General features: G+C 61.9%; 21 protein-coding genes and 1 pseudogene. 9 read left to right on the forward strand and 13 right to left on the reverse strand.

Translation table 11 applies throughout. The features are described from left to right. Window positions 1–16: 16 nt before the first annotated feature. Window positions 17–208, forward strand: coding sequence for a hypothetical protein (locus tag AXG89_RS36895; protein WP_075360121.1), 192 nt, complete (start codon window positions 17–19; stop codon window positions 206–208). Here AXG89_RS36895 and AXG89_RS36900 read toward each other — a convergent pair whose 3' ends face one another. The 3 genes from AXG89_RS36900 to AXG89_RS36910 are packed head-to-tail and all read right to left on the reverse strand — an operon-like array spanning window position 209 to window position 4,413. Then, the gene (locus tag AXG89_RS36900) at window positions 209–1,669 is read right to left on the reverse strand and encodes an efflux transporter outer membrane subunit (protein WP_075360349.1); all 1,461 of its coding nucleotides are present in this window, start codon (window positions 1,667–1,669) and stop codon (window positions 209–211) included. It lies immediately after the preceding gene. A gap of 19 nt (window positions 1,670–1,688) precedes the next feature. Further along, on the reverse strand, window positions 1,689–3,281 hold the full coding sequence (locus AXG89_RS36905; RefSeq protein ID WP_075360122.1) for an MDR family MFS transporter: 1,593 nt from the start codon (window positions 3,279–3,281) through the stop codon (window positions 1,689–1,691). Beyond that, the gene (locus tag AXG89_RS36910) at window positions 3,274–4,413 is read right to left on the reverse strand and encodes an HlyD family secretion protein (protein WP_062001158.1); all 1,140 of its coding nucleotides are present in this window, start codon (window positions 4,411–4,413) and stop codon (window positions 3,274–3,276) included. Before AXG89_RS36910 ends, AXG89_RS36905 begins: the two co-directional genes overlap by 8 nt. A 99-nt stretch (window positions 4,414–4,512) precedes the next feature. Between AXG89_RS36910 and AXG89_RS36915 the strand changes: the two genes are divergently transcribed. Further along, on the forward strand, window positions 4,513–5,325 hold the full coding sequence (locus AXG89_RS36915; RefSeq protein WP_075360123.1) for a CerR family C-terminal domain-containing protein: 813 nt from the start codon (window positions 4,513–4,515) through the stop codon (window positions 5,323–5,325). 65 nt (window positions 5,326–5,390) lie between these two features. Here the strand turns inward: AXG89_RS36915 and AXG89_RS36920 are convergent, their stop codons facing one another. Both AXG89_RS36920 and AXG89_RS36925 read right to left on the reverse strand, forming a co-directional pair. Further along, window positions 5,391–6,665 (reverse strand): MFS transporter, encoded by a 1,275-nt coding sequence (locus AXG89_RS36920; protein ID WP_062001156.1) that lies wholly within the window; start codon window positions 6,663–6,665, stop codon window positions 5,391–5,393. Window positions 6,666–6,685: 20 nt separating this feature from the next. Further along, window positions 6,686–7,870: a M20 aminoacylase family protein gene (locus AXG89_RS36925; RefSeq protein ID WP_083638105.1), complete on the reverse strand. Its 1,185-nt coding sequence runs from the start codon at window positions 7,868–7,870 to the stop codon at window positions 6,686–6,688. A 117-nt stretch (window positions 7,871–7,987) separates the two neighbouring features. Here AXG89_RS36925 and AXG89_RS36930 point away from each other — a divergent pair, with 117 nt between their 5' ends. Then, window positions 7,988–8,950, forward strand: coding sequence for a LysR family transcriptional regulator (locus tag AXG89_RS36930; protein ID WP_075360124.1), 963 nt, complete (start codon window positions 7,988–7,990; stop codon window positions 8,948–8,950). A gap of 19 nt (window positions 8,951–8,969) precedes the next feature. Here the strand turns inward: AXG89_RS36930 and AXG89_RS36935 are convergent, their stop codons facing one another. After that, window positions 8,970–9,857 (reverse strand): LysR family transcriptional regulator, encoded by an 888-nt coding sequence (locus AXG89_RS36935; protein WP_075360125.1) that lies wholly within the window; start codon window positions 9,855–9,857, stop codon window positions 8,970–8,972. Window positions 9,858–9,980: 123 nt separating this feature from the next. On the opposite strand from AXG89_RS36935, the gene AXG89_RS36940 reads away from it, so the two are divergent. Next, window positions 9,981–11,051, forward strand: a complete 1,071-nt coding sequence (locus tag AXG89_RS36940) for an NAD(P)H-dependent flavin oxidoreductase (protein WP_075360351.1) — start codon at window positions 9,981–9,983, stop codon at window positions 11,049–11,051. A 3-nt stretch (window positions 11,052–11,054) separates the two neighbouring features. Here AXG89_RS36940 and AXG89_RS36945 read toward each other — a convergent pair. After that, window positions 11,055–12,405, reverse strand: a pseudogene (locus tag AXG89_RS36945) (aminotransferase-like domain-containing protein). A 156-nt stretch (window positions 12,406–12,561) separates the two neighbouring features. Here AXG89_RS36945 and AXG89_RS36950 point away from each other — a divergent pair. Then, window positions 12,562–13,458 carry a DMT family transporter gene (locus AXG89_RS36950; RefSeq protein ID WP_075360127.1) on the forward strand — a complete coding sequence of 299 codons (897 nt, stop codon included), beginning with the start codon at window positions 12,562–12,564 and terminating at the stop codon, window positions 13,456–13,458. A gap of 3 nt (window positions 13,459–13,461) precedes the next feature. Here AXG89_RS36950 and AXG89_RS36955 read toward each other — a convergent pair whose 3' ends face one another. After that, on the reverse strand, window positions 13,462–14,448 hold the full coding sequence (locus AXG89_RS36955) for a zinc-dependent alcohol dehydrogenase family protein (RefSeq protein ID WP_075360352.1): 987 nt from the start codon (window positions 14,446–14,448) through the stop codon (window positions 13,462–13,464). A 110-nt stretch (window positions 14,449–14,558) separates the two neighbouring features. Here AXG89_RS36955 and AXG89_RS36960 point away from each other — a divergent pair, with 110 nt between their 5' ends. Both AXG89_RS36960 and AXG89_RS36965 read left to right on the forward strand, forming a co-directional pair. Beyond that, entirely contained in the window at window positions 14,559–15,413 is an 855-nt protein-coding gene (locus AXG89_RS36960) for a LysR family transcriptional regulator (protein ID WP_075360128.1), read from the forward strand. A 456-nt stretch (window positions 15,414–15,869) separates the two neighbouring features. Further along, window positions 15,870–16,163, forward strand: coding sequence for an H-NS histone family protein (locus AXG89_RS36965; RefSeq protein ID WP_062001149.1), 294 nt, complete (start codon window positions 15,870–15,872; stop codon window positions 16,161–16,163). 39 nt (window positions 16,164–16,202) lie between these two features. Here the strand turns inward: AXG89_RS36965 and AXG89_RS36970 are convergent, their stop codons facing one another. The 4 genes from AXG89_RS36970 to AXG89_RS36985 form a co-directional block, all read right to left on the reverse strand. Beyond that, window positions 16,203–16,520 (reverse strand): hypothetical protein, encoded by a 318-nt coding sequence (locus tag AXG89_RS36970; protein WP_075360129.1) that lies wholly within the window; start codon window positions 16,518–16,520, stop codon window positions 16,203–16,205. Then, window positions 16,517–16,933, reverse strand: coding sequence for a MarR family winged helix-turn-helix transcriptional regulator (locus AXG89_RS36975; protein ID WP_075360130.1), 417 nt, complete (start codon window positions 16,931–16,933; stop codon window positions 16,517–16,519). The genes AXG89_RS36970 and AXG89_RS36975 overlap by 4 nt, the downstream gene beginning before the upstream one ends. A gap of 101 nt (window positions 16,934–17,034) precedes the next feature. Continuing rightward, window positions 17,035–17,802: a hypothetical protein gene (locus AXG89_RS36980; RefSeq protein WP_075360131.1), complete on the reverse strand. Its 768-nt coding sequence runs from the start codon at window positions 17,800–17,802 to the stop codon at window positions 17,035–17,037. A 2-nt stretch (window positions 17,803–17,804) separates the two neighbouring features. Beyond that, entirely contained in the window at window positions 17,805–18,410 is a 606-nt protein-coding gene (locus tag AXG89_RS36985) for a nitroreductase family protein (protein ID WP_075360353.1), read from the reverse strand. Between the two features lie 144 nt (window positions 18,411–18,554). Between AXG89_RS36985 and AXG89_RS36990 the strand changes: the two genes are divergently transcribed. Then, a complete protein-coding gene (locus AXG89_RS36990; protein WP_075360132.1) occupies window positions 18,555–19,202 on the forward strand; it encodes a 4'-phosphopantetheinyl transferase family protein in 648 nt (215 codons plus the stop codon). Between the two features lie 38 nt (window positions 19,203–19,240). Further along, the gene (locus AXG89_RS36995) at window positions 19,241–19,732 is read left to right on the forward strand and encodes a GAF domain-containing protein (RefSeq protein ID WP_075360133.1); all 492 of its coding nucleotides are present in this window, start codon (window positions 19,241–19,243) and stop codon (window positions 19,730–19,732) included. A gap of 18 nt (window positions 19,733–19,750) precedes the next feature. On the opposite strand, the gene AXG89_RS37000 is transcribed toward AXG89_RS36995, so the two are convergent. After that, window positions 19,751–20,800 (reverse strand): HoxN/HupN/NixA family nickel/cobalt transporter, encoded by a 1,050-nt coding sequence (locus AXG89_RS37000; protein ID WP_119024791.1) that lies wholly within the window; start codon window positions 20,798–20,800, stop codon window positions 19,751–19,753. Window positions 20,801–20,864 lie beyond the last annotated feature (64 nt).

Consider the following 20,864-nt stretch of genomic DNA (forward strand, 5'->3'; position numbering starts at 1 on the left):
CCGAAGAGGTGATGTCATGAATCCGATCTGGTATGAGATCCCGTCAGTGGTCGTTGTCCTCGTGTTCGTTGGCATCGTGTTGATACGGGCGTTCACCGCGCCTGTGTCACAGGACGACGATCGTATCGATATCTTCATGCGCCGTCAGTTGCCCGGCGGCGCGTCGGCGGCAGATGCGCGACCAACGGAAAAATCGCAGCCCCGTTGATCAGCCGTTGAGCTGCCAGCCAAGCCCAAGGCTCTTCTGCAGCGATACAAAATCCTTCAGCAATTCAGCCTGCCCCGCGACAACGTTCTGCTGGGCGCTGAACTGGGTGCGCTGTGTATCGAGCAGATCGATAAGGCTCGATGCCCCTGCACGATACCGCTGCCGCGTCAGCGTGGCCGACCGGTCCGCCGATGCCTGCACCTTCTGCAACGTGACGAGATGCTCACGCTGATGCCCGTAACGTGACAACGATGTATTCGCGTCCTGCAGGGCGCCGAGCACGGCTTTGGTGTACTTGGCATCGGCTTCATCGCGCGATGCCTGCGCGCTGTGAACGCTCGACAGCGTGCGTCCGAAGTCGAGAATATTCCATTGCAGATACGGCACGCCGAGCCAGCTAAAGTTGCTCTTGCGCACCAGATGTCCTGGATCGGCGGCGCTAAAACCGATGTCTCCGAGCAAGGTCACCTTCGGGAAAAAGTTGGCGGTCTGCTCGCCGATTTGCGCATTGTTCGATGCCAGCCTGCGTTCGGCAGCGCGTACATCGGGCCGCTGTTGCAGCATCGATCCCGGATCGCCGACCTGAACCGATGCGGGCAGCGCCGGCATCTCGCGCAAGGCCGACAATGCGCTATCCAGTGCGCCGGGCGCCTGGCCCGTCAGCACCGCGAGCTGGTCGAGCGACTCGGTCACCTGCTGATCGAGCGGCGTGAGCGTTGCGCGCGTGTTCTCGACTTGCGTGGTCAGGCGTTCCACGTCCACGTCGGCCGCCGTTCCGCCTGCGCGGCGTTGTTGCGTCAACGTGAGCATCTGCTGTTCGAGATCGGCGCTTTGCTGCGCCAACTGCAGGCGATGCTGTTCATCGCGTAAATCGATGTACGCCTGGGCCACTTCGGCGGCGAGCGAAACCTGGGTATCGGCGAGATCGGCGTCCACGGCATCCGCTTCCGCCGACGCCGCCTCCACCGCGCGGCGCGTGCCGCCGAACAGGTCGATTTCCCACGATGCATCGAAGCCCGCGGTGTAAAGCGACAGCGGACCACGGCCGGAAGATCCCGACGAACCATCTTGCGACGACGTGAGCGAACTCACATCGGGCGAACGTGTGCGCAGCGCGGCGGCATCGAAGGAAGCGGTAGGCATGCCGTTCGCCTTCGAATGTTGCAACTGGGCGCGCGCTTCACGCAAGCGCGCCTGTGCGGCGTGGACGTCGGGGTTGTGTGCCAGCGCGGCGTCGATCAATGCGTTCAGTTGCGGATCGTTGAGCGCGAGCCACCATTGGCTCGGCGCGCGCGTGCTCACCATGCCGGTCGCGGGCGTACGCACGAAACCTTGAGCGTGCGCCGCGTCGGTCGCGACTTGCGGTGCGCCCGAGTAGTCGGGACCCACGGTACATGCGGCCAAGAGAGCCGCAGCGAGCAGCGTTAAAAAAACAGGAGGCGTAGAGCGAGAGAACATCATCGATATCATTTTTGAGCCGTCAATGGCCGGCGGAGGACGACACGGGTCCGCTAGGCGTCTTCAGCAACAGCGCGAGCGGGATGCAGGCGAGGAGCGCGAGACCAAGCAGGTAGAAGGTTTCCGAATACGTGATCACGGTGGCCTGCATATGGATCTGCGCGGCGATCTGGCCGATCGCGCGCATCTTCGCGTACGCCATGTCACCGGTTTGAGCGAACCAGCTCGCGGCGCTGGATGCAACGCGATCCTGACCGATCACCGAATTGGCCGTCAGCGATTCGCGGATCATCGCGGTATGAAATGTAGTGCGCCGGTCGATGACCGTACCGATCACCGCCAGCCCCACCGAGCCGCCCAGGTTGCGGGCCATGTTATAGAGGCCGGCGGCATCGCCCGAATCCTCACGCGAGACGGCGGCCATGGATGCCTGGTTCAGCGGCATCATGGCGAGGATCTGCGCGCAGCCGCGTATCAGTTGCGACCAGAAAAAATCGTGACCGACACTTTGCGCCGTCAGGTCGATATCCAGCATGCAGCTCCACGCAAAGAGCAAGAGCCCGACGATCACCAGCACGCGGAAGTCGAGCTTGCCGAGAATGCGCGGCAGGAACGGCATGATCAGGAACGCAGGCACGCCGGATATCAGCATGATCGCGCCCGATTGCTGCGCGTTGTACCCGGACACAATGCCGAGAAATTGCGGCAGCAGATACGACACGCCATAAAGACCTGCGCCGACCGCGAACACGATGATGATGACGCTGGCATAACGCGGGTTGCTCATCAGGCTCAGCCGCATGATGGGTTTTTTCGCGGTGAACTGCGAGATGGCGATCAGCAGGAAGCCCACCAGTGTCACGCAGGTCAGCGTGACGATCTCGCTGGACTCGAACCAGCGCTCGCGCTGTCCTTCCTCCAGCACCACGGTCAGCGAACTCAGGCCAATCGTCAGCCCGACAATGCCGATCCAGTCAGCCTTGAGAAAGGTACCCCAGTTCGGTTTGTCGGACGGCAGCCCGACAATCAGCAACGTGATCAGCGCAATACACACGGGCAGGTTGATGAAAAAGCACCACGACCAGCTAATGTTTTCTGCAAGCCAGCCGCCGACCACGGGGCCGAGCAAGGGCCCGAGCAGCACGATCAGTCCGAACATGGTCATGCCGACAGGCATCTGCGAGCGTGGCAGGCGCGTGCGGATGATGGTCTGCGCAGTCGGGATCATTGCACCGCCGGCGAAGCCCTGGCCTATGCGGCCGGCGATCATCATGGGCAGGCTGTGGGACCAGCCGCACATCATCGAGAACATGATGAACAGGGTTGCGTTGGCGAGCAGGAAGTTGCGCAGGCCGAACACGCGCGTGAGCCATGCGGCGAGTGGGATCATCACGATCTCGGACATCAGGTAGCCCGTCGAGATCCACGTGCCTTCCGTGCCGGTCGCGCCGATCTCGCCCTGGATCTGCGGCAGCGCCGAGTTCGTGATGGAAATATCCAGCGTCGCCATCAGCGCGCCCAGCGAGCCGGCCGCGACCGCGAGCCAGTCCGCCGCGCTCGCGCGCTCAGCCTCGGCGGCCGGCGCTCCAGGCGCCGTGCTCGTTGCTTCAGCCATGATCGTTCTCGGCTTCGATGCGCTTGTCGCCTTCGCGCGAAGAACGGGTATCGACATCTGCTGTCACCGATAACCCCGGCAGCAGCACGCTGCGCGTTTCCGGCCCGGTATTGATGCGGATGCGCACCGGCACGCGCTGGACGATCTTCGTGAAGTTGCCGGTCGCGTTCTCCGGGGGCAGCAGCGCGAACTGCGCGCCCGTGCCCGGCGCAAAGCTGTCGACCACGCCGTGCAGGTCGGTTCCGGAGAGCGCATCCACGTGCAGCGTCACCGGCTGGCCGATACGCATATGGCCAACCTGCGTTTCCTTGAAGTTCGCGACCAGGTAGGTGCTCTGGACGGGGACCACGCTCATCATCCGCGTGCCGGGCTGCACGTACTGACCGACCCGCACCGAACGATCGCCGACCTTGCCGGGCAAGGCGCTGCGCACGATGGTGTCCTGCATGTCGAGTTGCGACTGCTTCGCGCTGGCTTGCGCGGCTTCGAGCTGGGCGCGGGCCTGCGCGATTTGCGCCGTCGTGGAAGCGATCTGCGTTTCGGCCGATTTCACCGCGGCCGTATTCGCCGCAAGGGTTGCGTTCGCCTGATCGCGGGTGTTCGTAAGCTGGGCGAGACGCTCGCGGGTTTCCGCGCCCGTGGCGGTGAGCGGCGCATAGCGCTGGACTTCATCGCGTGCGTGCTGGGCGCTGAAACGCGCGACCTGTTCCTGCGCCTTTGCCTGATCGATATTCGCGTGCTGCTGCAGGATATCCGCCTGCGCCTTTTGGATGTCCGCCGTGCGCGCCGCGATGGTCGCTTCCGCCTGCTCGAGCGACGCCTGATACTGGCGCGTATCGAGCCGCACGAGCGGGTCGCCGGCCTTGACGGTCGCGTTGTCGCCCACGTACACGTCGGTTACATAACCACTCACTTTCGGCGCAACGGTGACGCTGTCGGCCTGAAGATACGCGTCGTCCGTGCTTTCAATGAAGCGCCCGACCGTCCACCAGCGCGCGAGCCAGATTCCGCCCACGACAATGACCACGAGCCCGAGGCCCATCAGGATCAGGCGGCGTCGGGAACGGGGAGCTTGAGCGGCGGAGTCTTGCGGCAGGCGATCCTGCGGAGGTGATCCGGCGGTTGTTGACATCGTTTTATAAAATCCAATTTATTCCAATCGGAAGAATTATTCCAGTTGGAAGAATTGTGTCAAGTGATATATTTTGCACCTGGACGTTGGGAGGCTGGAATGAGCGACACAAAAAGGCTGCGCCGTCCGTCAGAAGGCGGTTACGTACGTGGAGACGAAACACGGCTGCGAATTATTGTGGCGGCGATCGAATCTTTTGGAGAACACGGGTTCGATGGCGCATCGACACGCGAGATCGCTGCCCGCGCGGGCGTCAATGCCCCGGCGCTGCAGTACTACTTCGAGAACAAAGAGGGTGTGTATCGCGCGTGTGCGGAATACATGGCCGACGAAGCCGCGGTCAATTTCGAGCCGGTCGTGGCGCATGCCAATCGGGTGCTGGAAAACAACGCCGCCGTGCCGCTGCTGATCGATGCTTTCATTCGCATTCAGGAAGCCATCGCCGACCGGATGTTCGCGAAAGGTTGCGGGACGACAAATCACCGGCTGTTTTTCGCGCGGGAACAGGTGGGCCACGAGCCTTCTATTGCAACCGAGATCCTGACGCGCCGTGTACGCCAGCCATTGAACGATGTCACCTCGCGGCTGATGGCGCGCATCACGGGCACCACAGCCGATGACCCCGTGACCCTGATCCGCATGATCAGTTTGAACGGTCAGTTGCTGATGTTCCACGTTGCGCCGCGTACGTCGCTCGGGCTGCTCGGCTGGACGGAAATCGATGCCGAGAAGGGCGAATTCCTGAAGCGGATCGTGCGCGAGCAGACCCGCACGCTGCTCGAGAAATGGGCGCGCGAGACGGCGGCGAGTGAACGCAAGGGCAAGGGTGCATTGAAACTTGCCGCCAGGCCGGCCGCGCGAAAGCGGTCCGCGACGGCTGGCGCCACGAAGAAAGCCGGCAAGCCGGCGTAAGTTCGGCCCGAAAAAAAAGCCGGACGCGCGAGCGTCCGGCCTCCAAATGTCTTGAGCTCACGCAGTCATGTCAATTCACGTCCGCCGGTTTCATCGAGCTTGGACACTGCAATCAGCGAGATCACCACGCAGATGATCATGTACCACGCCGGCGCCATTGTGTTGCCAGTGATCTTGATCAGCCACGCGACCACAAGCTGCGCGCTGCCGCCGAAGAGAGAAACCGCCACTGCGTAAGCGCTCGCCAGATAGCCCGCGCGCAAATGCTTGGGGAAGTTTTCCGGCATCAGCGAATAGGCGGGGGCCGAACCCATCGTGTAGAACAGCATCAGCAACACGATCAGACCCATCACCACGGGCAGGGACGGATACTGGTTCATCAACCAGAAGCACGGATACAGCAACACGATCAACGCAATCCGTCCAGCCAGGATCAGTGGTTTGCGGCGCTGCATCTTGTCCGATAACGCGCCCCATACCGGGCACAACGCCAATGACGCGACCGCGGCGCATATTGAAACCAGCATGGACAGCTTGGCCGGCACCTTGAGGTACTGGATCATGTACGTGGGAATGTAGTACATGAGAACGTAAGTGGCGACCGTCATGCCCATGATCGCGAACACGGTCAGGATCCACTTGCGGACCATCCCGGGTTCGAAACCGGACGCATGCGCCCTGGCCGGTTTCGGCGGCTCTTCCACAATGTGCCGGCGCAGATAAACACCTACGGGCATGATCGCCGTGCCGATCAGGAACGGCACGCGCCATCCCCAGTCGAGCAGTTGCTCGGGGCTCAACTGATACGTGAGCAATGCTGCGATACCGGAACCCATCAGCGCCGCAGCGCCCTGACTGGCGAGTTGCCAGCTTGCACGAAAGCCGCGACCCTTGGCCGATCCTGTTTCCAGTAGCGTGGCTGTCGCCGCACCGAATTCGCCGCCTTGCGCGAAGCCTTGCAGCAAGCGCGCGAAGATGATCAGCGCGGGTGCCGCCAGGCCGATGCTCGCGTATGTGGGTGCAAGGCCGATCATCGCGGAGCCGAGCGCCATCAGGAAGATGGTCAGCGTAAGGGCGGCGCGTCGGCCGCGTTTATCGGCGTAATGTCCGAGCACGAAACCGCCGACCGGACGCGCGACGAAACCAATCGCGAACGCGGACAACGCAAGCAAGGTCGACACCACCGGATCGTGCGCCGGGAAAAACAGCTTGGCGATAGTCAGCGCGAAAAAGCTGTAGACGGTGAAGTCGAAGAACTCGAGCAGGTTGCCAATGATCGCCGCAATGACGATCTTGCCTTGCGACACGGCTTTGGCAGGTTGGACTGTTGTGGTCGCCATGGGATTCCGTAGATGGTTTTTTATCGCGCGAGGAAGCGCTCGACCAGACGCGTCCAGTACGCGGCGCCAACGGTCAGGTTGTCATCGTTGAAATCATAGGATGCGTTGTGAAGCATCGGCGCGCCTTCACCGTTGCCAAGACGCAGGAAACAGCCCGGCTTCTGCTGCAGGTAATAAGCGAAGTCCTCGCTGCCGGCGATGGGGCCGAAGTTATCGACCACACGATCTTCTCCAACCAGTTCACGCGCCACTTCGAGCGCCAGTCGGGTCTCCGCTTCGCTGTTGATCACGACCGGATACCCCGGCACGTAGTCGATATCGATCTTCGCGCCGTAGCCGCTCGCATGGGCTTCGGCGAGCGCGCGAATGCGGGTTTCGAGCTGCTTGCGCACGGTGGCGTCGAAGGAACGGACGCTGAGCTGCAGCCGCGCCGATTCGGGAATCACGTTTGCCGCGTGTCCCGCATTGAATGCGCCGACCGTGACGACGGCGGTTTGCATGGGGTCGATACTGCGCGCGACCACCGTCTGCAACGCCATTACCAGAGCCGAGCCGATCACGACCGGATCGATCGACAGATGCGGGCGTGCGGCGTGACCGCCGCGGCCATACACGGTGATGTTGACCGTGTCCGATGCCGCCATGAACGGTCCGCTGCGGAACATAAATGTGCCGGTCGGATAACCCGGATGATTGTGCAGCCCGAAGATCGCTTCGCAGGGGAACCGCTCGAAGAGACCATCTTCGATCATGCGTTTCGCACCGCTGTCCGCGCCGATTTCTTCGGCCGGTTGGAACACGAGATGCACGGTGCCGTCGAAAGCACGTGAACGAGCGAGATGGCGCGCGGCGCCAAGGACCATGGTGGTGTGGCCGTCGTGACCGCAGGCGTGCATCAAGCCTGCGTTGCCGCTTGCATAGGGCAGACCGGTTTCTTCGGCGATAGGCAATGCGTCCATATCGGCACGAACGGCGACGGCGCGCGTCCCGGTGCCTGCCGTAAGCGACGCCACCATGCCCGTTCCACCCAGGCCGCGCGTGACCTTGTAGCCCCACGTTTCCAGCTTCTGCGCCACGAAGTCAGAGGTCTGGAATTCCTTGTACGCGAGCTCCGGATTCTGGTGAAGGTGATGACGGATGACGCTGAGTTCATCGCGCAGATCGCTCGTGTCTTCGAGTAAGCAGAAACCCTTGGTATTTTCCATGATCGATGGTGCCTGTATTTGGGGAAACGGAATCGGCCAGTATTCCGGTGCAAAATCACTCAAACAATGACGTTCCTTCGCCGATAATGTTGACCTGAATGTCAACATTCAACGCACATGACGATCGATATCTCTTCCTCGCGCGAATCCGTTTTAAGTGCCCGAAGCCTGCGTTATCTGCATGAAGTCGAGTCGCACGGCGGCGTACGAGCGGCGGCTGACGCGCTCGGTATCAATCCGTCGGTGATCAGCCGGCAAGTCGGGCAGCTCGAACGGGATTACGGCGTCGTCCTGCTTGAGCGAAGCGGGCGGCGCGCGGTGCTGACCGAAATTGGCATGAGCCTCGTCGAACATTTTCGCGAGAGCAAGCGGCGCGATGCCGACATGCTCGCTCAACTCGGAGACTTCAAGAGCCTGCGGCGCGGGAGGCTGGGGATTGGCGTGGGCGAGGGGCGTATCGAAAATCTGCTGGCTACCGTCATGGAGCGGTTCAGCTTGCAGTTTCCTGACATCGTGGTGGAATTCCGCAGTGGAGCGACCTCCGAGATCATTGCCATGGTGCGCAACGACGACGTGGATCTCGGCCTGTGCGCGGGCGGCAAAAGTGATCCCGCGATTCGTGCGCGGATCTTTCGCGCGGCGCCGTTTTGCGCGATGGTCAGTCCGCGTCATGCACTTGCCGGCGAGCGTCGGATCCGCTTCGAGCAGTTGCGCGATCAGCGGTTGATCTTCATGCCGGAGCGGTTCGGCGTGCAGCAGTACCTGGACGCCATCATAAGCGCAGAGCGGCTGACGGTGACGCCGTCGTACAGATGCGACCTGTTTTCCGCAGCTCAGGCAATCGCGGCGGCGGGGCTGGGCGTGGCTTTCATGTCCACCGATGCCGCGCGTCAGTATCTTGACGCCGGACGTCTGGTAGCACTTGAAATCGAGCATCCGATAGCGCGCGAATTCAGCAGCCAGGTGATACGCCGCGTGGGGCGGCGTTTGTCGCCAGCGGCCGAGTTTTTATGGCGGCAACTCGTGGAAGCGATGCAGCGCAGATGGGCGGCCTCGGGAAGAGGAGCCAGCGCGGGTTAGCCGACCCGATGCGCCTGCTTCAGGCAGAAGCAAGCGCAGGCATCCCCACCGGGCGCGCGATGGCGAGAAACGCGTTCATGGCGCTGCTTGCATAGACGTCGTGACGACGCACGAACACCGTATCGACGAAAGCATCGTCGGGAGCAAGCTCATGCAGGGCGACCCGTCCTTCACGCGACGCCGCCATGACCACGCCCTTCGGCAGGAGCGTCACGCCGACGCCGGCCGCGACGCATCCGAGCATGGCATCGAGTGAACCGAATTCGAGCGGTGTGCTGACCTGCAGGCCCAGCCGTGTGAGGACGCTTTCAAGCCGCGCACGATACGAACATCCCTGCCGGAACACGATGGTCTTCACCACGCCCGTTTGCGCGAGATCCCTGACGGACCGGAACCTGCGCGCGGTGACAAGCGCCATTTCCTCGTTGAAGATGGTTTCCGTATGCAGGTCTTCGTGAGTGACAGGACCGGCGACAAACGCACCATCGAGCCGATACTGCAGGACGTCTTCCACCAGACTCGCCGTAGTGCCGGTTCGCATGACGAGTTCGACCTTCGGAAACGTTACGGTAAATTGCGCGAGCACGTTCGGCATGCGCAACGCGGCGGTGGTTTCGAGCGTACCCAGAACCAGCGGTCCGCTCGCGACGCCTTCGTCTTTCACCGCTGTCCGGGCATCGTCCAGCAGCCGCGCCATCTGCCTGGAGAAAGGCAATAACCTGCGTCCGGCCGCTGTCAGTTCCACACCTCGATGATGCCGGTGAAACAGCGTCGCGCCGAGTTCTTCTTCGAGCAATCGAATTCGCGCGGTCACGTTCGACTGCACGGTATGAAGCTCGAGCGCCGCGCGGTTCATGCTGCCGTTTCGTGCAACCGACTCGAAGATGCGCAGATCGGCGGCGTCCATGATGGCTCCAGGTATCGGAAGAAGTGATAGCAATTATCACATCAAAGCGCCGCTCGCCTGATCAAAGCTTGTTAAGCTGGACGGCACTGAATGACCAAGCAATTATCCGGGAAAGGAGCGAACATGGGCACCTGGCGTGATCGTCGGATCATCGAGCTGTTCGGCATTGAAGCACCCATCATTCTCGCTCCAATGGCCGGGCCGGGTACACCGGAACTTGCCATAGCGGTGGGCGAAGCGGGCGGCCTGGCATCGCTGCCTTGCGCGTTGTCGAGCGTGGAGCAAGCGCACGATGCGCTCACGTTGATCCGCTCGAAAACCCGCGCGCCGGTCAACGTCAATTTCTTCTGCCACACGGCGCCGCAGGCCGATGCCGCACGCGACCTCGCGTGGCGCGAACGGCTCGCTGAGTATTACATCGAGCATGGGATCGATCCTGAGTTCACATCTGCGGGCGCAGTCCGTCGTCCCTTCGATAACGAGTTTTGCGCGCTCGTAGAAGAATTCAAACCCGAGGTGGTGAGCTTTCATTTCGGACTCCCGGAGAAACTGCTGTTCGATCGCGTCAAGGCGACCGGCGCGAAGATCATTGCATCGGCCACGACGGTGGCGGAAGCCCGGTGGCTCGAAGCACATGGCTGCGATGCAATCATCGCGATGGGGTTCGAGGCAGGCGGCCATCGCGGCACGTTCCTCAACCATGACATGGCGACGCAGGTCGGCACGTTCGCGCTCGTGCCGCAGATCGCTGACGCGGTATCGGTGCCGGTGATCGCAGCCGGTGGTATCGCCGATGCACGAGGGATTGTCGCCGCACTGGCGCTGGGTGCATCGGCGGTGCAGATTGGCACGGCCTATCTGTTCTGCCCGGAAGCGAAGGTGCCGGAGCTGCATCGCGTTGCGCTGCGCGAATCCGGCGATGATTCCACCGCCGTGACGAACCTGTTCACCGGACGGCCGGCTCGCGGAATCATGAACCGCGTGATGCGGGAAGTCGGGCCGTTGTCGGACGCGGCGCCGGCGTTTCCGCTTGCATCGGCTGCGCTCGCGCCGCTGAAGGCGAAAGCCGAAGCAGCGGGCAAGGGGGACTTCACGAGCCTCTGGTCAGGACAGGCGGCGCGGCTCGCGCGTGAGATGCCTGCGGGCGAACTGACGCGGGCGCTGATTGCGGAGACCCTGGCGCGTTTGCCCTGAGTGCTAAGCATGCATCGCGCGTTCGAGCACCTTGAAGACGCGCGGGTCGCCGCATTGCGCGACGTTGAAGCGCAGGAACCGGCCGGCGGATTGCGCAACGCTGAACGCATTGCCGGGCCGCCAGAACGACGTTTTCGACCAAAGCGCGCCGGGCCACATCCGCCGCATCGATCCCTTCGGGCAACGCACACCAGAGGAACATCCCGCCGCGTGGCTCGATCCACGGCTTGATACCCAGCGCGGACAGTTTTGCGCTTACGGGTCCCATCGAACGGGACAAACGTTCCCGCAACGCTTCCATATGCTTGCGATACGTGCCGTCCTTCAGCACGCTCAACACGAGTTCGGATGAAAGCCGCCCGCTGCCGAACGACGTCGCGATCTTCAGATCGATCAGACCTTCGATCCAGTCGTGCCGTGCCGCGATGAATCCGCAACGGACCGCCGCCGAGAGGCTCTTGGAAAAGCTGCCGATATGCACGACGCGGTCGAGGCCATCGAATGCGGCAAGGCGGGGCGACGGCTCGTGCTCGAAGTCGCCGAAGATATCGTCTTCGATGATCGTGAGGTCCGCCTGATCGGCGAGCTTCAGCAGACGATGCGCGACCACAGGCGCAAGCGTCGCGCCGGTCGGATTGTGCAGCGCCGAGTTCGTGATGTAGAGCCGCGGCCGGTGCTCCGCGAGCGCCTGGGCGAACAGTGCCATGTCGGGGCCGGAGGACGTGTACGGAACGCTGACAATCTTCGCGCGATGTGCCCGCAGCAGCGCTAGAAAGTTGAAATAACACGGGTCATCGACGAGTACCGTATCGCCCGGTTCGAGCAGGAAACGGCACAGCAGGTCGATAGCCTGCGTGCCGGATTCGGCGAGCATGATCTGGTCGGGCGCGGCGTCGACTCCGCGGTCCGCCAGGCGCCGCGCCAGCAGTTGCCGAAGCGCGGGAAGCCCGAGCGACGTGCCGTAGTCGGCGAGCATGGTCACGTCCGCACGCGCGGCGGATCGCAACGCACGGCGAATTCCGGCCTCCGGCAGCCACGACCCGGGCAGCCAGCCGCAGCCGGCTTTCAGGGTGTCGTCGGCGGCATCGAGCGACTGGCGCGATACCCAGAACGGATCGACCGCCCGGTCCAGCAGTGGACCGAGTTCGGCCAGTGAAAGCGGCGGCAAGTGGCCAGTGACGTAAAAGCCCGATCCGCGCCGCGACTGGATCACGCCCTCGGCCGCGAGCCGGTCATACGCCTCGACCACAGTGGATTTGGATACCTGCAGCGTCTCTGCCAGGCCGCGAATGGACGGCACCCGGGCGCCTGCCGAAAGTGTGCGATTCGAGATTCGCTGCTGGACGGCCTGCATCACGCGCTCAACGAGCGTTCCGCTTTCGGCCTGGATTGTGTCTTCCATGTGTACTGGTTCCCGACCAAGACAGTTTTGCAGAACTGTAGTGCACTGTCTCTGGAAAAGCCATGCATCCCCAACCGATACTTCGAGCTTGAATCCAGAGGTAAGAGAATGAGCGAGACAGACAAGGCAGCGAGCGGGTGGATGAACGGTTTTCTCGGGATGCTGATTTTCAGCGGATCGCTTCCCGCTACGCGTCTTGCGGTCGCGAGTTTCGACCCGGTCTTCCTGACCGTGGCGCGTGCGTGCATTGCGGGTGCGCTCGGCCTCGTGCTATTGCTGGTGTTCCGTGAAAAACGCCCCGAACGCAGTGACCTGATACCGCTTGCCGTGGTCGCGTTCGGCGTGGTCATCGGCTTTCCGTTGCTGACGGCGCTCGCGCTCAAGCACATCACGGCGGGGCATTCGGTGGTTTTCGTGGCGGTGTTGCCGCTCACGACCGCGATCTTCGGCGTGCTGCGCGGCGGCGAGCGTCCGCGTCCCGCGTTCTGGCTTTTTTCCGGGCTTGGCGCGGTACTCGTCGCAGGATTCTCGCTGCTGCAGGGCGGCGGCGCAGCTTCTATCGGCGATGTATTGATGATCGGCGCGGTGATCGTCTGCGGTCTGGGTTATGCGGAAGGCGCGCGGCTCTCGCGCAAGCTCGGCGGCTGGCAGGTGATCTCGTGGGCGCTGGTGATGTCCCTGCCCGTCATGGTTCCGGCGGCGCTTGCGACCTTGCCGGCGTCATGGGACGGGATCGGCGAACCGGCATGGATGGGACTCGGCTACGTGTCCCTGTTCAGCATGCTGATCGGCTTCGTGTTCTGGTATCGCGGGCTGGCTCAGGGCGGCATTGCCGCTGTCGGGCAATTGCAGTTGCTTCAGCCCTTTTTCGGGCTGGTGCTCGCGGCGACGCTGCTTCACGAACCGGTTGGCTGGTCGATGGTCGCCGTCGCCACGGCCGTCGTGCTTTGCGTGGTCGGCGCGAAGCGGTTCGCGCGGCCGGTGGTGGTGCTGGCGGCGCGTTGAACGTCAGCGGATATCGACCACGAGTTTTCCGTTGGCGGTGCCGTCGGTCATCGACTGGTAGGCGAGTTCGGTGCTGTCCAGGTCGAAGGTGCGCGGATCCAGTTTCGGCACGAGCTTTCCTTCTTCAGCAAGTGCAGTCGCGACCTTCAGGATCTCGCCATGATGTTCGCGGTGCTTGCCCGTCAGAAGCGGTGCGAGCGTGAATACGCCGGAATAGGTCGCCTCGCGAAACGACAGCGGGGCGAGCGAATGCGTGCCCCAGCCGAGCGCGCTGACCACGTGCCCGAATTGCTTGACCGCTGCAAACGACGCATCGAGCGTGGCGCCGCCGACGGTATCCGCGACCACGTCGAATCCCTCTGCGTTCGTGTGCGCTTTCACGTACTGCTCGACGGAAAACGTCCGGTAATCGATGCCCGTCGCCCCATACTGTTGCATCAGCGCCACGTCCGCCTCGCTGACCGTGGCGAAAACCTGAGCGCCCAACGCCCGCGCAAGCTGAACCGAAACGTGCCCGACGCCGCCAGCGCCGCCTTGCACCAGCACGGTTTGACCGGCTTGCACACGCGCTCTGTCGACGATTCCCTGATACGACGTGATGAAGCTTAGCGGCAGTGCGGCTGCTTGTTTCATGGACAGATTCGCTGGTTTCAGCGCAATCAGCCGCGCATCGACGGCGGCGAACTGGGCGAGCGAGCCCTGGATTCCCGCGACACCGCCGGTCATTCCATAAACTTCATCGCCGCGCTTGAACTGCGACACGCCTGCGCCGACAGCTTCGATTACACCAGCCATATCGATACCCAGGACAAGCGGCAGCGGGTGCTTCGCGTGAGCGGCGCTGCCGGCACGGATCTTCGTATCGAGCGGGTTGAGCCCCGCGGCCTTGATGCGCACCAGCACTTCACCCGCTTGCGGGACGGGCTGGGGAAGCACCGTGCGTTCGAGCGGTCCGTTATAGCGCTGCAGAACCAGAACTTGCATGTCCATGATGTTTCTCTCCGAGGCGAATGAATTTGCTTGATTCATGTTCGTCCATGCGGGAAAGTACGGCAATCGACGTTACTGCACGTGGGCTAAACATTTTTGCATGAGGAAGAATGGACTGGAGCGACGTACGGATCTTCCTCGCGATTGCGCGCACCGGCACGCTCAGCGCGGCGGCGAGGCAGGCGGGGCAGACACAGCCGACCATGGGACGGCGGATTCGCGCGCTCGAGGAAGCGATCGGACAGACCTTGTTCCAGCGCACTGCCGACGGTTTCATCCTCACCGACGAAGGCTCTGCCGTGCTCGCGCACGCGGAGCGAATGGAGGAGGACGCGCTCGCGTTCGAGCGCTCGCTTGCTGGCAAGGAGACGCATCTCACAGGCGTGTTGCGGGTATCGTCGTCGGACTGGTTCGGCGTTCACGTCCTGACGCCGGTGTTCGCCGAGTTCCTGCGGGCGCATCCGAGGGTCAGCATTGAACTCGTCACGGATTCCCGCCGCTTGAGTCTTGCGCGACGCGATGCCGACCTGTTATTCCGTATCACGCCGTTCGAAGAGGCAGACGTCATCCAGCGAAAGTTCATGCACATGAACTACGCGCTCTACGGTCCCGCCGATGAACCCCCGCCCCGCGCCGGCGACGGTAAGGGCTACGGACTTGTCACCATGGACAGCGCGTTCGGTACGCTGCCCGACGTCAACTGGATACGACGCACATTGCCGCATGCTCACTTGGCGTTCGGCAGCAATAATCGCGACGCGCAGGCGAAGATGTGCGCGCAGGGCGCGGGGCTGGCCGTCCTGCCATGTCCGCTCGGCGACACCACGCCGGGCATTCAGCGGATCGACCTGGGTGAAGCGCCGCCCGGACGCGACGTATGGTTTGGCTATCACCGCGACCTGCGCCGTCTCGCAAGATTGCGGGCTTTGCTTGATTTGATTATCGAAAAGCTGGCAAATCTCTAAGTGCGACGGTGAACATTGATTATCCAAAACATTGAAATAAGTCCTTAGTCTCGGGGCTTTATCGAAACCTTTCAGCGTCGCGACAACAAAAGGGGATTATCACGAAGGCGGTTCTTATGCTTTAATAGCGTCAATGCGACGCCATCCCGCGCGCCGCCGACTAAAACGCGTACACTTGACCCCGCTGCAACGAAGAGGCGCAAAGCCGTCCCGCGGCTTCCCAGACTTCTTCCTCTGCCGGCATTTCCTGGCACGCGCCTGATCAAGAGTTTGCTGCCAAATTGGGGCGGGAATACTCGGGTCAAAGCTGACCTTCCGGTTTTAACCGGGTCGCATTGAAATATCGCAGCGGAACAGTCCTGCAATCCTCGACATGGTTTCGCACTGGCATATCCGGTGCTGCGCCCGAGAACATCAAAGTGCTTTTGAACAACAATTTTTATAATGCAAAGTGAAATGCCCACCCTCAAAGAACTGCTTGCGCAGCGCGAAGCGCTGCAGGATCAATTGGAAGTAGCGCGGCAACGTCAGGCTGAAATCGTTCTCGCGGAGATAGTCGCGAAAATGGGCGAATACAAGATTTCGCTGTCCGAGTTGATGGGACACAGCGTTCTGGCAAAGGCGCCCGTTGCAACCGTCACCGCCCCTAAATACCGCGACACAACGACTGGCGCCACATGGTCAGGGCGAGGACGCGCGCCACACTGGATCGCCGATAAGAATCGTGCCGATTTCCTGGTGGGTGCTTAAGCAGGTTTCTGGTTGCGCGTATGAGCGCTTTGCTCGTTTCTACTGTGAGCAAAGGGTTGTCGCCTCTATAAGCGACGCATGCAACGCAGTGTCACGAAGCAGTCCTTCAACGCTGCGATTCTGGTCATGCGCATAGGCTTCAAGGCACCGCGCGGTATTCACGCGGGCGCTTGGCACTGCCATCCTGATTCCAGCGAGCAACAACGCCACGCCGATGATCGCAATGGTGGCGCCAAGCCATGTTATCGATGAATGGGTCCTCTTCATGCCAGCCATGCGGTGCGAATCATGGTTCACTTTTTTCCTGTTAATGGTTAGCAAGACAACTATTGACGACCAAAAATTGGCGGAGGTCATGCCAGCGCTTTTCTCACTTCGTGCATCGATGTGACGGCGGATTCGAATAATTCCGGACCGATCTTTCCGCGCAGGGTTCTGGCAATTCGCGCGCTGGCGTTGTTGATCGGGCGGTCGAGCGCACGGCCTGCCGCGGTCACACTGACTGTCCACTCGCGGCCATCGGTCTTCGCCTGAATGCGCTCGACCAATTGTTTTTCGCACAGGCTGTCGATAAGCCGCGTGGCAGTCGGCCTCGCTATTCCAAGAATGTCCGCCACCTGGCTGCTGAGGCAGCCGGGCGTGGCGAGGACAACCCGAAGCACGAATCCTTGTGGCGGCGTGAGGCCGAATTCAGCGTACACGGCGGTCCACTCGCGTTCCACGAGGCGCGCAAGTGCAGCGGAGTTGAAGTAGAGGCAGTGATCGAACATGGAGGCATTAAAGCACAGGATAGTTAGCAAAACAACTATTTGTCTGGACCAGTTCGGCCGTCATTATGCGGACCTGCGGATGCTGTGCGGATGAACGGAGGTTATCGGCCGTTTTCGTTGCGCTTGCTCCATCCAAACGCGTGGATGGTGTTTATCGGCGTCAAGCTGCAGATCGACGCACAAAGTTGTCCGGGCATGGGCAAGTCGAACACGTACCATGCTCCGTTTGCGGCGAGGTCGTCGGCGCTGTCGGGACTATCAGTAGCCGAACGATGACCGGCCGCGCTCAGCAAGCTGTTGTCACGCGCCCGCTGTCTGCCGAAGGGCAGGGGGCTGGCGGTATCGGACAAAGGAGCGTCCGAGCCCGATCCGAACGATGGCAGCGATGTCCCGAGCCCTACCTGCGCTGCACTGATGGCGAGCATGATCCATACGCCCGCAGAGCCTATATCCGCGCACAGGACCGTATTGGTTCCGGTCGCCTGGGCGAGCAAACGGCCTTTCGCATCGTCCCGAAGATCGACCGCGCTCGGCTCGCAGCCAAGCAGGCGCGCGACGGCCAGCCTAAGCACTGCGCGGCTCGATATATAGCGGTATCGCAATGCGGGACTTGGCAGCAACGCGGCGCGGCGCGTCTCGTCTTGCGTGAGCCACGTTGCTGCATCGTGCGCGCTGATGCGCTGCCATTGGCTTCGGAAACGGAATACGAAGACTTCGCCTTTCGGCGGAACGCGCGGTTCCATCGACAGGGTTTCGTTCATGCGCAATGGCATGAACTGCGGCGGCGGACCGTGATCGACGCGCTTCACAGGCTGGACATCACGGGGCCGGTCCGGGCGCGAAATGTCAGTCAGAGCAGGGCTTGCCATAGTCAGTCCGTGCTCTGGACGCTTGCCTCGAACCACTCGGTGACGTAGGCGTCGCTGGAAGGGCGCGCGATTTCGCGCGTGCCTTCAGGTGGTGTGCCGACGAACAGGAAGCCAAGCAGCCGATCCGTATCAGCGAGTCCGAGCGCGCGGTGCATGCCGGGTTCGTAGCTGTCGGCGCCGGTTGCCCAGAAGCCGCCGAAGCCCAACGCGTGGACGGCGTTCAGCATGTTCATGGCGGCAGCACCGACGGCCAGCAACTGCTCGACTTCGGGCACCTTGGTTCGCGTCGTGATCGATGCCACCAGCGCAATCACCACAGGCGCCGCCAGCGCACGCCCGCCGCGGTGTTCGTGCGCCGAGCGCGGTTCGCCGGGCGAGCGCGAAGACGCGAGGTCGACCAGCACTTCGCCGAGTTTCAAACGCGCGTCGCCACGGATCAGCACAAAGCGCCACGGGCGCAAACCGCCGTGATCGGGCGCGCGCAGGGCGGCATCGAAGATCTGCCTGAGTTGCGCGTCATCGGGCGCCGGCTCGGTGAGCGGCCAGTGTGACTGGCGCGTCATCAATAGCTGCAACGCATCGGCGCCAGCATGGGTCATGGTTTCCATGGGAAATGTCCAAAGCTTTCCGAAGGCGTCCATGATGGCCAAAAATCACGCTAATTGCAAATGATTCTCAATACCAGAATTTTGTCACGGCAAGACCTTATACTTCCGGCTTTGGATAACGCTGCTTTTTTCTCCTTCCGACCGATGCCCACCCTGCTCGCCAATCTTGGCCGATGGCCCTCCGATATTGCGTTATGGCGCGTTGACGTGGAGCTCGCCGACACTTCGGCCTGCGTGAACCGCGTTCTCAGCGCGGACGAACGGGAGCGGACGGCGCGTTACAAGCGGCTCGAGGATCGCGTGCGGTTCGCGGTCGCGCGAACGACTCTGCGCGCGATTCTAGGCGAGCGCGTGGCGCGCGATCCGGCGCAACTCGAGTTCGAGGTGGGCGCTCACGGACGACCAGCGCTTGCAGCCTTTCCACACGTTTCCTTCAACGTGTCGCATTCGGGCCAGCGTGTCCTGATTGCGGTATCGACGCTGCGAGCGGTCGGCGTGGACATTGAAGAAGCGAATCCGGCGCTTGACTGGCGCACGCTCTTGGACGCGGTTTGCGTGAACGAGGAAGCGCCAGGAATAACGGCTGTGCGCGAGTTTTATCGATGCTGGACTGCCAAGGAAGCGTTGCTCAAGGCAACGGGCGCGGGGATTGGAATTGGCGACGGCTTGAAGTCCATCGATCTGGCGAACGGGCGCATTCCGCCGGGGTTCGACTTCGCGTGGCTCGATGATGTCGATGGTTACGAAGCCGCCGTCGCGTTCGGCGTCCCTGCCGATACCGGTCCGCTGTGATATGTTGAAATGTCCAGCATCCATCCAAGAAGCATCTTATGTCGCTGACAATCCAGCCCACTACCGGCTCCAAAGCCGAGCAATATCAGGAACTGCTTGCGCAGGCCCGCTCGCTCCTCGCCGATGAAACCGATCGCATCGCCAATGCCGCGAATTTCTCGGCGCTCGTTTATCACACGCTGTCCGACCTGAACTGGAGCGGCTTTTATTTCTTCGATGGCGCCGAACTCGTGGTCGGTCCGTTCCAGGGGAAACCGGCTTGCGTTCGTATCGCGCTTGGCAAAGGCGTTTGCGGGACCGCCGCACAAACCCGCGAGACGCAGGTTGTGCGCGATGTCCACGAGTTCCCCGGACACATTGCGTGCGACTCGGCGTCTCAATCGGAGATCGTGGTGCCGTTGATTGCGAAGGACGGGACGCTCGTTGGCGTGTGGGACGTGGATAGTCCCATTGTGAATCGCTTCGATGCCGACGATGCTCAAGGCATGGAAGCGCTCTGCAGCGTGTTCATGGAACTTGCCTGGGCTTGATTATATTTATAAGCGCTATTACGTCTCGAGCTCGTCGAACCGTTTCCAGCGGTACACCGCGGCTGAGACCAGCCAGCTCGCCGCAAACACGCCAACGATCACGTAGCCGATCATGCCGAAGTTGTCGTTGAGGCTGCCGACCGCATTCCAGAACCATCCGCCAAGTTGCAACTTGTCCGCAAGCAACCCCAGGCCCTCGATACTCCCGACCAGCAGCGCGACGAGCACGGAAATCGTGGTGATGGTGATGTTGTAGTAGAGCTTGCGAATGGGCTTGACGAAGGCCCAGCCATAAGCGCCGAGCATCAGGATGCTGTCGGTGGTATCGATCAGCGTCATGCCTGCGGTGAACAGCACGGGAAACACGATGATCGACCAGATCGGCAAGCCTTGCGACGCGCCCGCGGCCGATATGCCGAGCAAACCGACTTCGGTGGCGGTATCGAAGCCGAGGCCGAACAGGAAACCAAGCAGGTACATGTGGCGGCTTTTCGTGATCAGGCGAAACAGCGGCCTGAAGATGCGCGCAAAGAAACCGCGATTCGCGAGCAGCAAGTCGAAGTCTTCATCCACATAGGGCTCGCCGCGCCGCACGCGACGAAAGGCGCCAATTACCGCGCGCAGAATGACCAGGTTCATGATCGCGATGGCGAACAGGAAGAACGTGGAAACCAGCGTGCCAATGAGGCCGCCGATCTCCTTGAACTCCGCCATGCGTGTCTGCAGCGCCATGGCCGTTGCGGCGATCGCCACCGATGCAAGCACGACTACCGTCGAATGTCCCAGCGAGAACATCAAACCCACGGTGACAGGACGCCTGCCGTCCTGCATGAGTTTGCGCGTGACGTTATCGATAGCCGCAATATGGTCGGCGTCCACCGCGTGACGCAAGCCGAACGAGTACGCAAGCAGGCTTGTTCCGAGCAGCAGCGGGTAGTGATGGAATGCGACGAAGGCCCAGATCCAGGCGCCGGCATTGAAGGCAATCAGTAAGGCATAAAGGCTGAAGATCTTTTGGCGCATGTGGCCTTGTTCGTCGCCGAAGACTGCCTTTATCAGTGCTCGCATTGATATTCCGTCTTTGAGTTTTGGGTGCCGGACCGAGCAAGAGACCTGGCTGATCACGATAGCG

Origin of the sequence: Burkholderia sp. PAMC 26561 (genome assembly GCF_001557535.2) — a bacterium.
GTDB lineage: Bacteria > Pseudomonadota > Gammaproteobacteria > Burkholderiales > Burkholderiaceae > Caballeronia.

Bases quoted from the DNA above. Each gene is read 5' to 3' on its own strand.
- AXG89_RS36910 (WP_062001158.1), bottom strand. From the start codon at position 4,413: ATGTCAACAACCGCCGGATCACCTCCGCAGGATCGCCTGCCGCAAGAC.
- AXG89_RS36990 (WP_075360132.1), top strand. From the start codon at position 18,555: ATGCCCACCCTGCTCGCCAATCTTGGCCGATGGCCCTCCGATATTGCG.
- AXG89_RS36930 (WP_075360124.1), top strand. From the start codon at position 7,988: ATGACGATCGATATCTCTTCCTCGCGCGAATCCGTTTTAAGTGCCCGA.
- AXG89_RS36950 (WP_075360127.1), top strand. From the start codon at position 12,562: ATGAGCGAGACAGACAAGGCAGCGAGCGGGTGGATGAACGGTTTTCTC.
- AXG89_RS36960 (WP_075360128.1), top strand. From the start codon at position 14,559: ATGGACTGGAGCGACGTACGGATCTTCCTCGCGATTGCGCGCACCGGC.
- AXG89_RS36985 (WP_075360353.1), bottom strand. From the start codon at position 18,410: ATGGAAACCATGACCCATGCTGGCGCCGATGCGTTGCAGCTATTGATG.
- AXG89_RS36940 (WP_075360351.1), top strand. From the start codon at position 9,981: ATGGGCACCTGGCGTGATCGTCGGATCATCGAGCTGTTCGGCATTGAA.
- AXG89_RS37000 (WP_119024791.1), bottom strand. From the start codon at position 20,800: ATGCGAGCACTGATAAAGGCAGTCTTCGGCGACGAACAAGGCCACATG.
- AXG89_RS36905 (WP_075360122.1), bottom strand. From the start codon at position 3,281: ATGGCTGAAGCAACGAGCACGGCGCCTGGAGCGCCGGCCGCCGAGGCT.
- AXG89_RS36900 (WP_075360349.1), bottom strand. From the start codon at position 1,669: ATGATGTTCTCTCGCTCTACGCCTCCTGTTTTTTTAACGCTGCTCGCT.
- AXG89_RS36925 (WP_083638105.1), bottom strand. From the start codon at position 7,870: ATGGAAAATACCAAGGGTTTCTGCTTACTCGAAGACACGAGCGATCTG.
- AXG89_RS36980 (WP_075360131.1), bottom strand. From the start codon at position 17,802: ATGGCAAGCCCTGCTCTGACTGACATTTCGCGCCCGGACCGGCCCCGT.
- AXG89_RS36955 (WP_075360352.1), bottom strand. From the start codon at position 14,448: ATGGACATGCAAGTTCTGGTTCTGCAGCGCTATAACGGACCGCTCGAA.
- AXG89_RS36975 (WP_075360130.1), bottom strand. From the start codon at position 16,933: ATGTTCGATCACTGCCTCTACTTCAACTCCGCTGCACTTGCGCGCCTC.
- AXG89_RS36995 (WP_075360133.1), top strand. From the start codon at position 19,241: ATGTCGCTGACAATCCAGCCCACTACCGGCTCCAAAGCCGAGCAATAT.
- AXG89_RS36915 (WP_075360123.1), top strand. From the start codon at position 4,513: ATGAGCGACACAAAAAGGCTGCGCCGTCCGTCAGAAGGCGGTTACGTA.
- AXG89_RS36970 (WP_075360129.1), bottom strand. From the start codon at position 16,520: ATGACCTCCGCCAATTTTTGGTCGTCAATAGTTGTCTTGCTAACCATT.
- AXG89_RS36935 (WP_075360125.1), bottom strand. From the start codon at position 9,857: ATGGACGCCGCCGATCTGCGCATCTTCGAGTCGGTTGCACGAAACGGC.
- AXG89_RS36965 (WP_062001149.1), top strand. From the start codon at position 15,870: ATGCCCACCCTCAAAGAACTGCTTGCGCAGCGCGAAGCGCTGCAGGAT.
- AXG89_RS36920 (WP_062001156.1), bottom strand. From the start codon at position 6,665: ATGGCGACCACAACAGTCCAACCTGCCAAAGCCGTGTCGCAAGGCAAG.
- AXG89_RS36895 (WP_075360121.1), top strand. From the start codon at position 17: ATGAATCCGATCTGGTATGAGATCCCGTCAGTGGTCGTTGTCCTCGTG.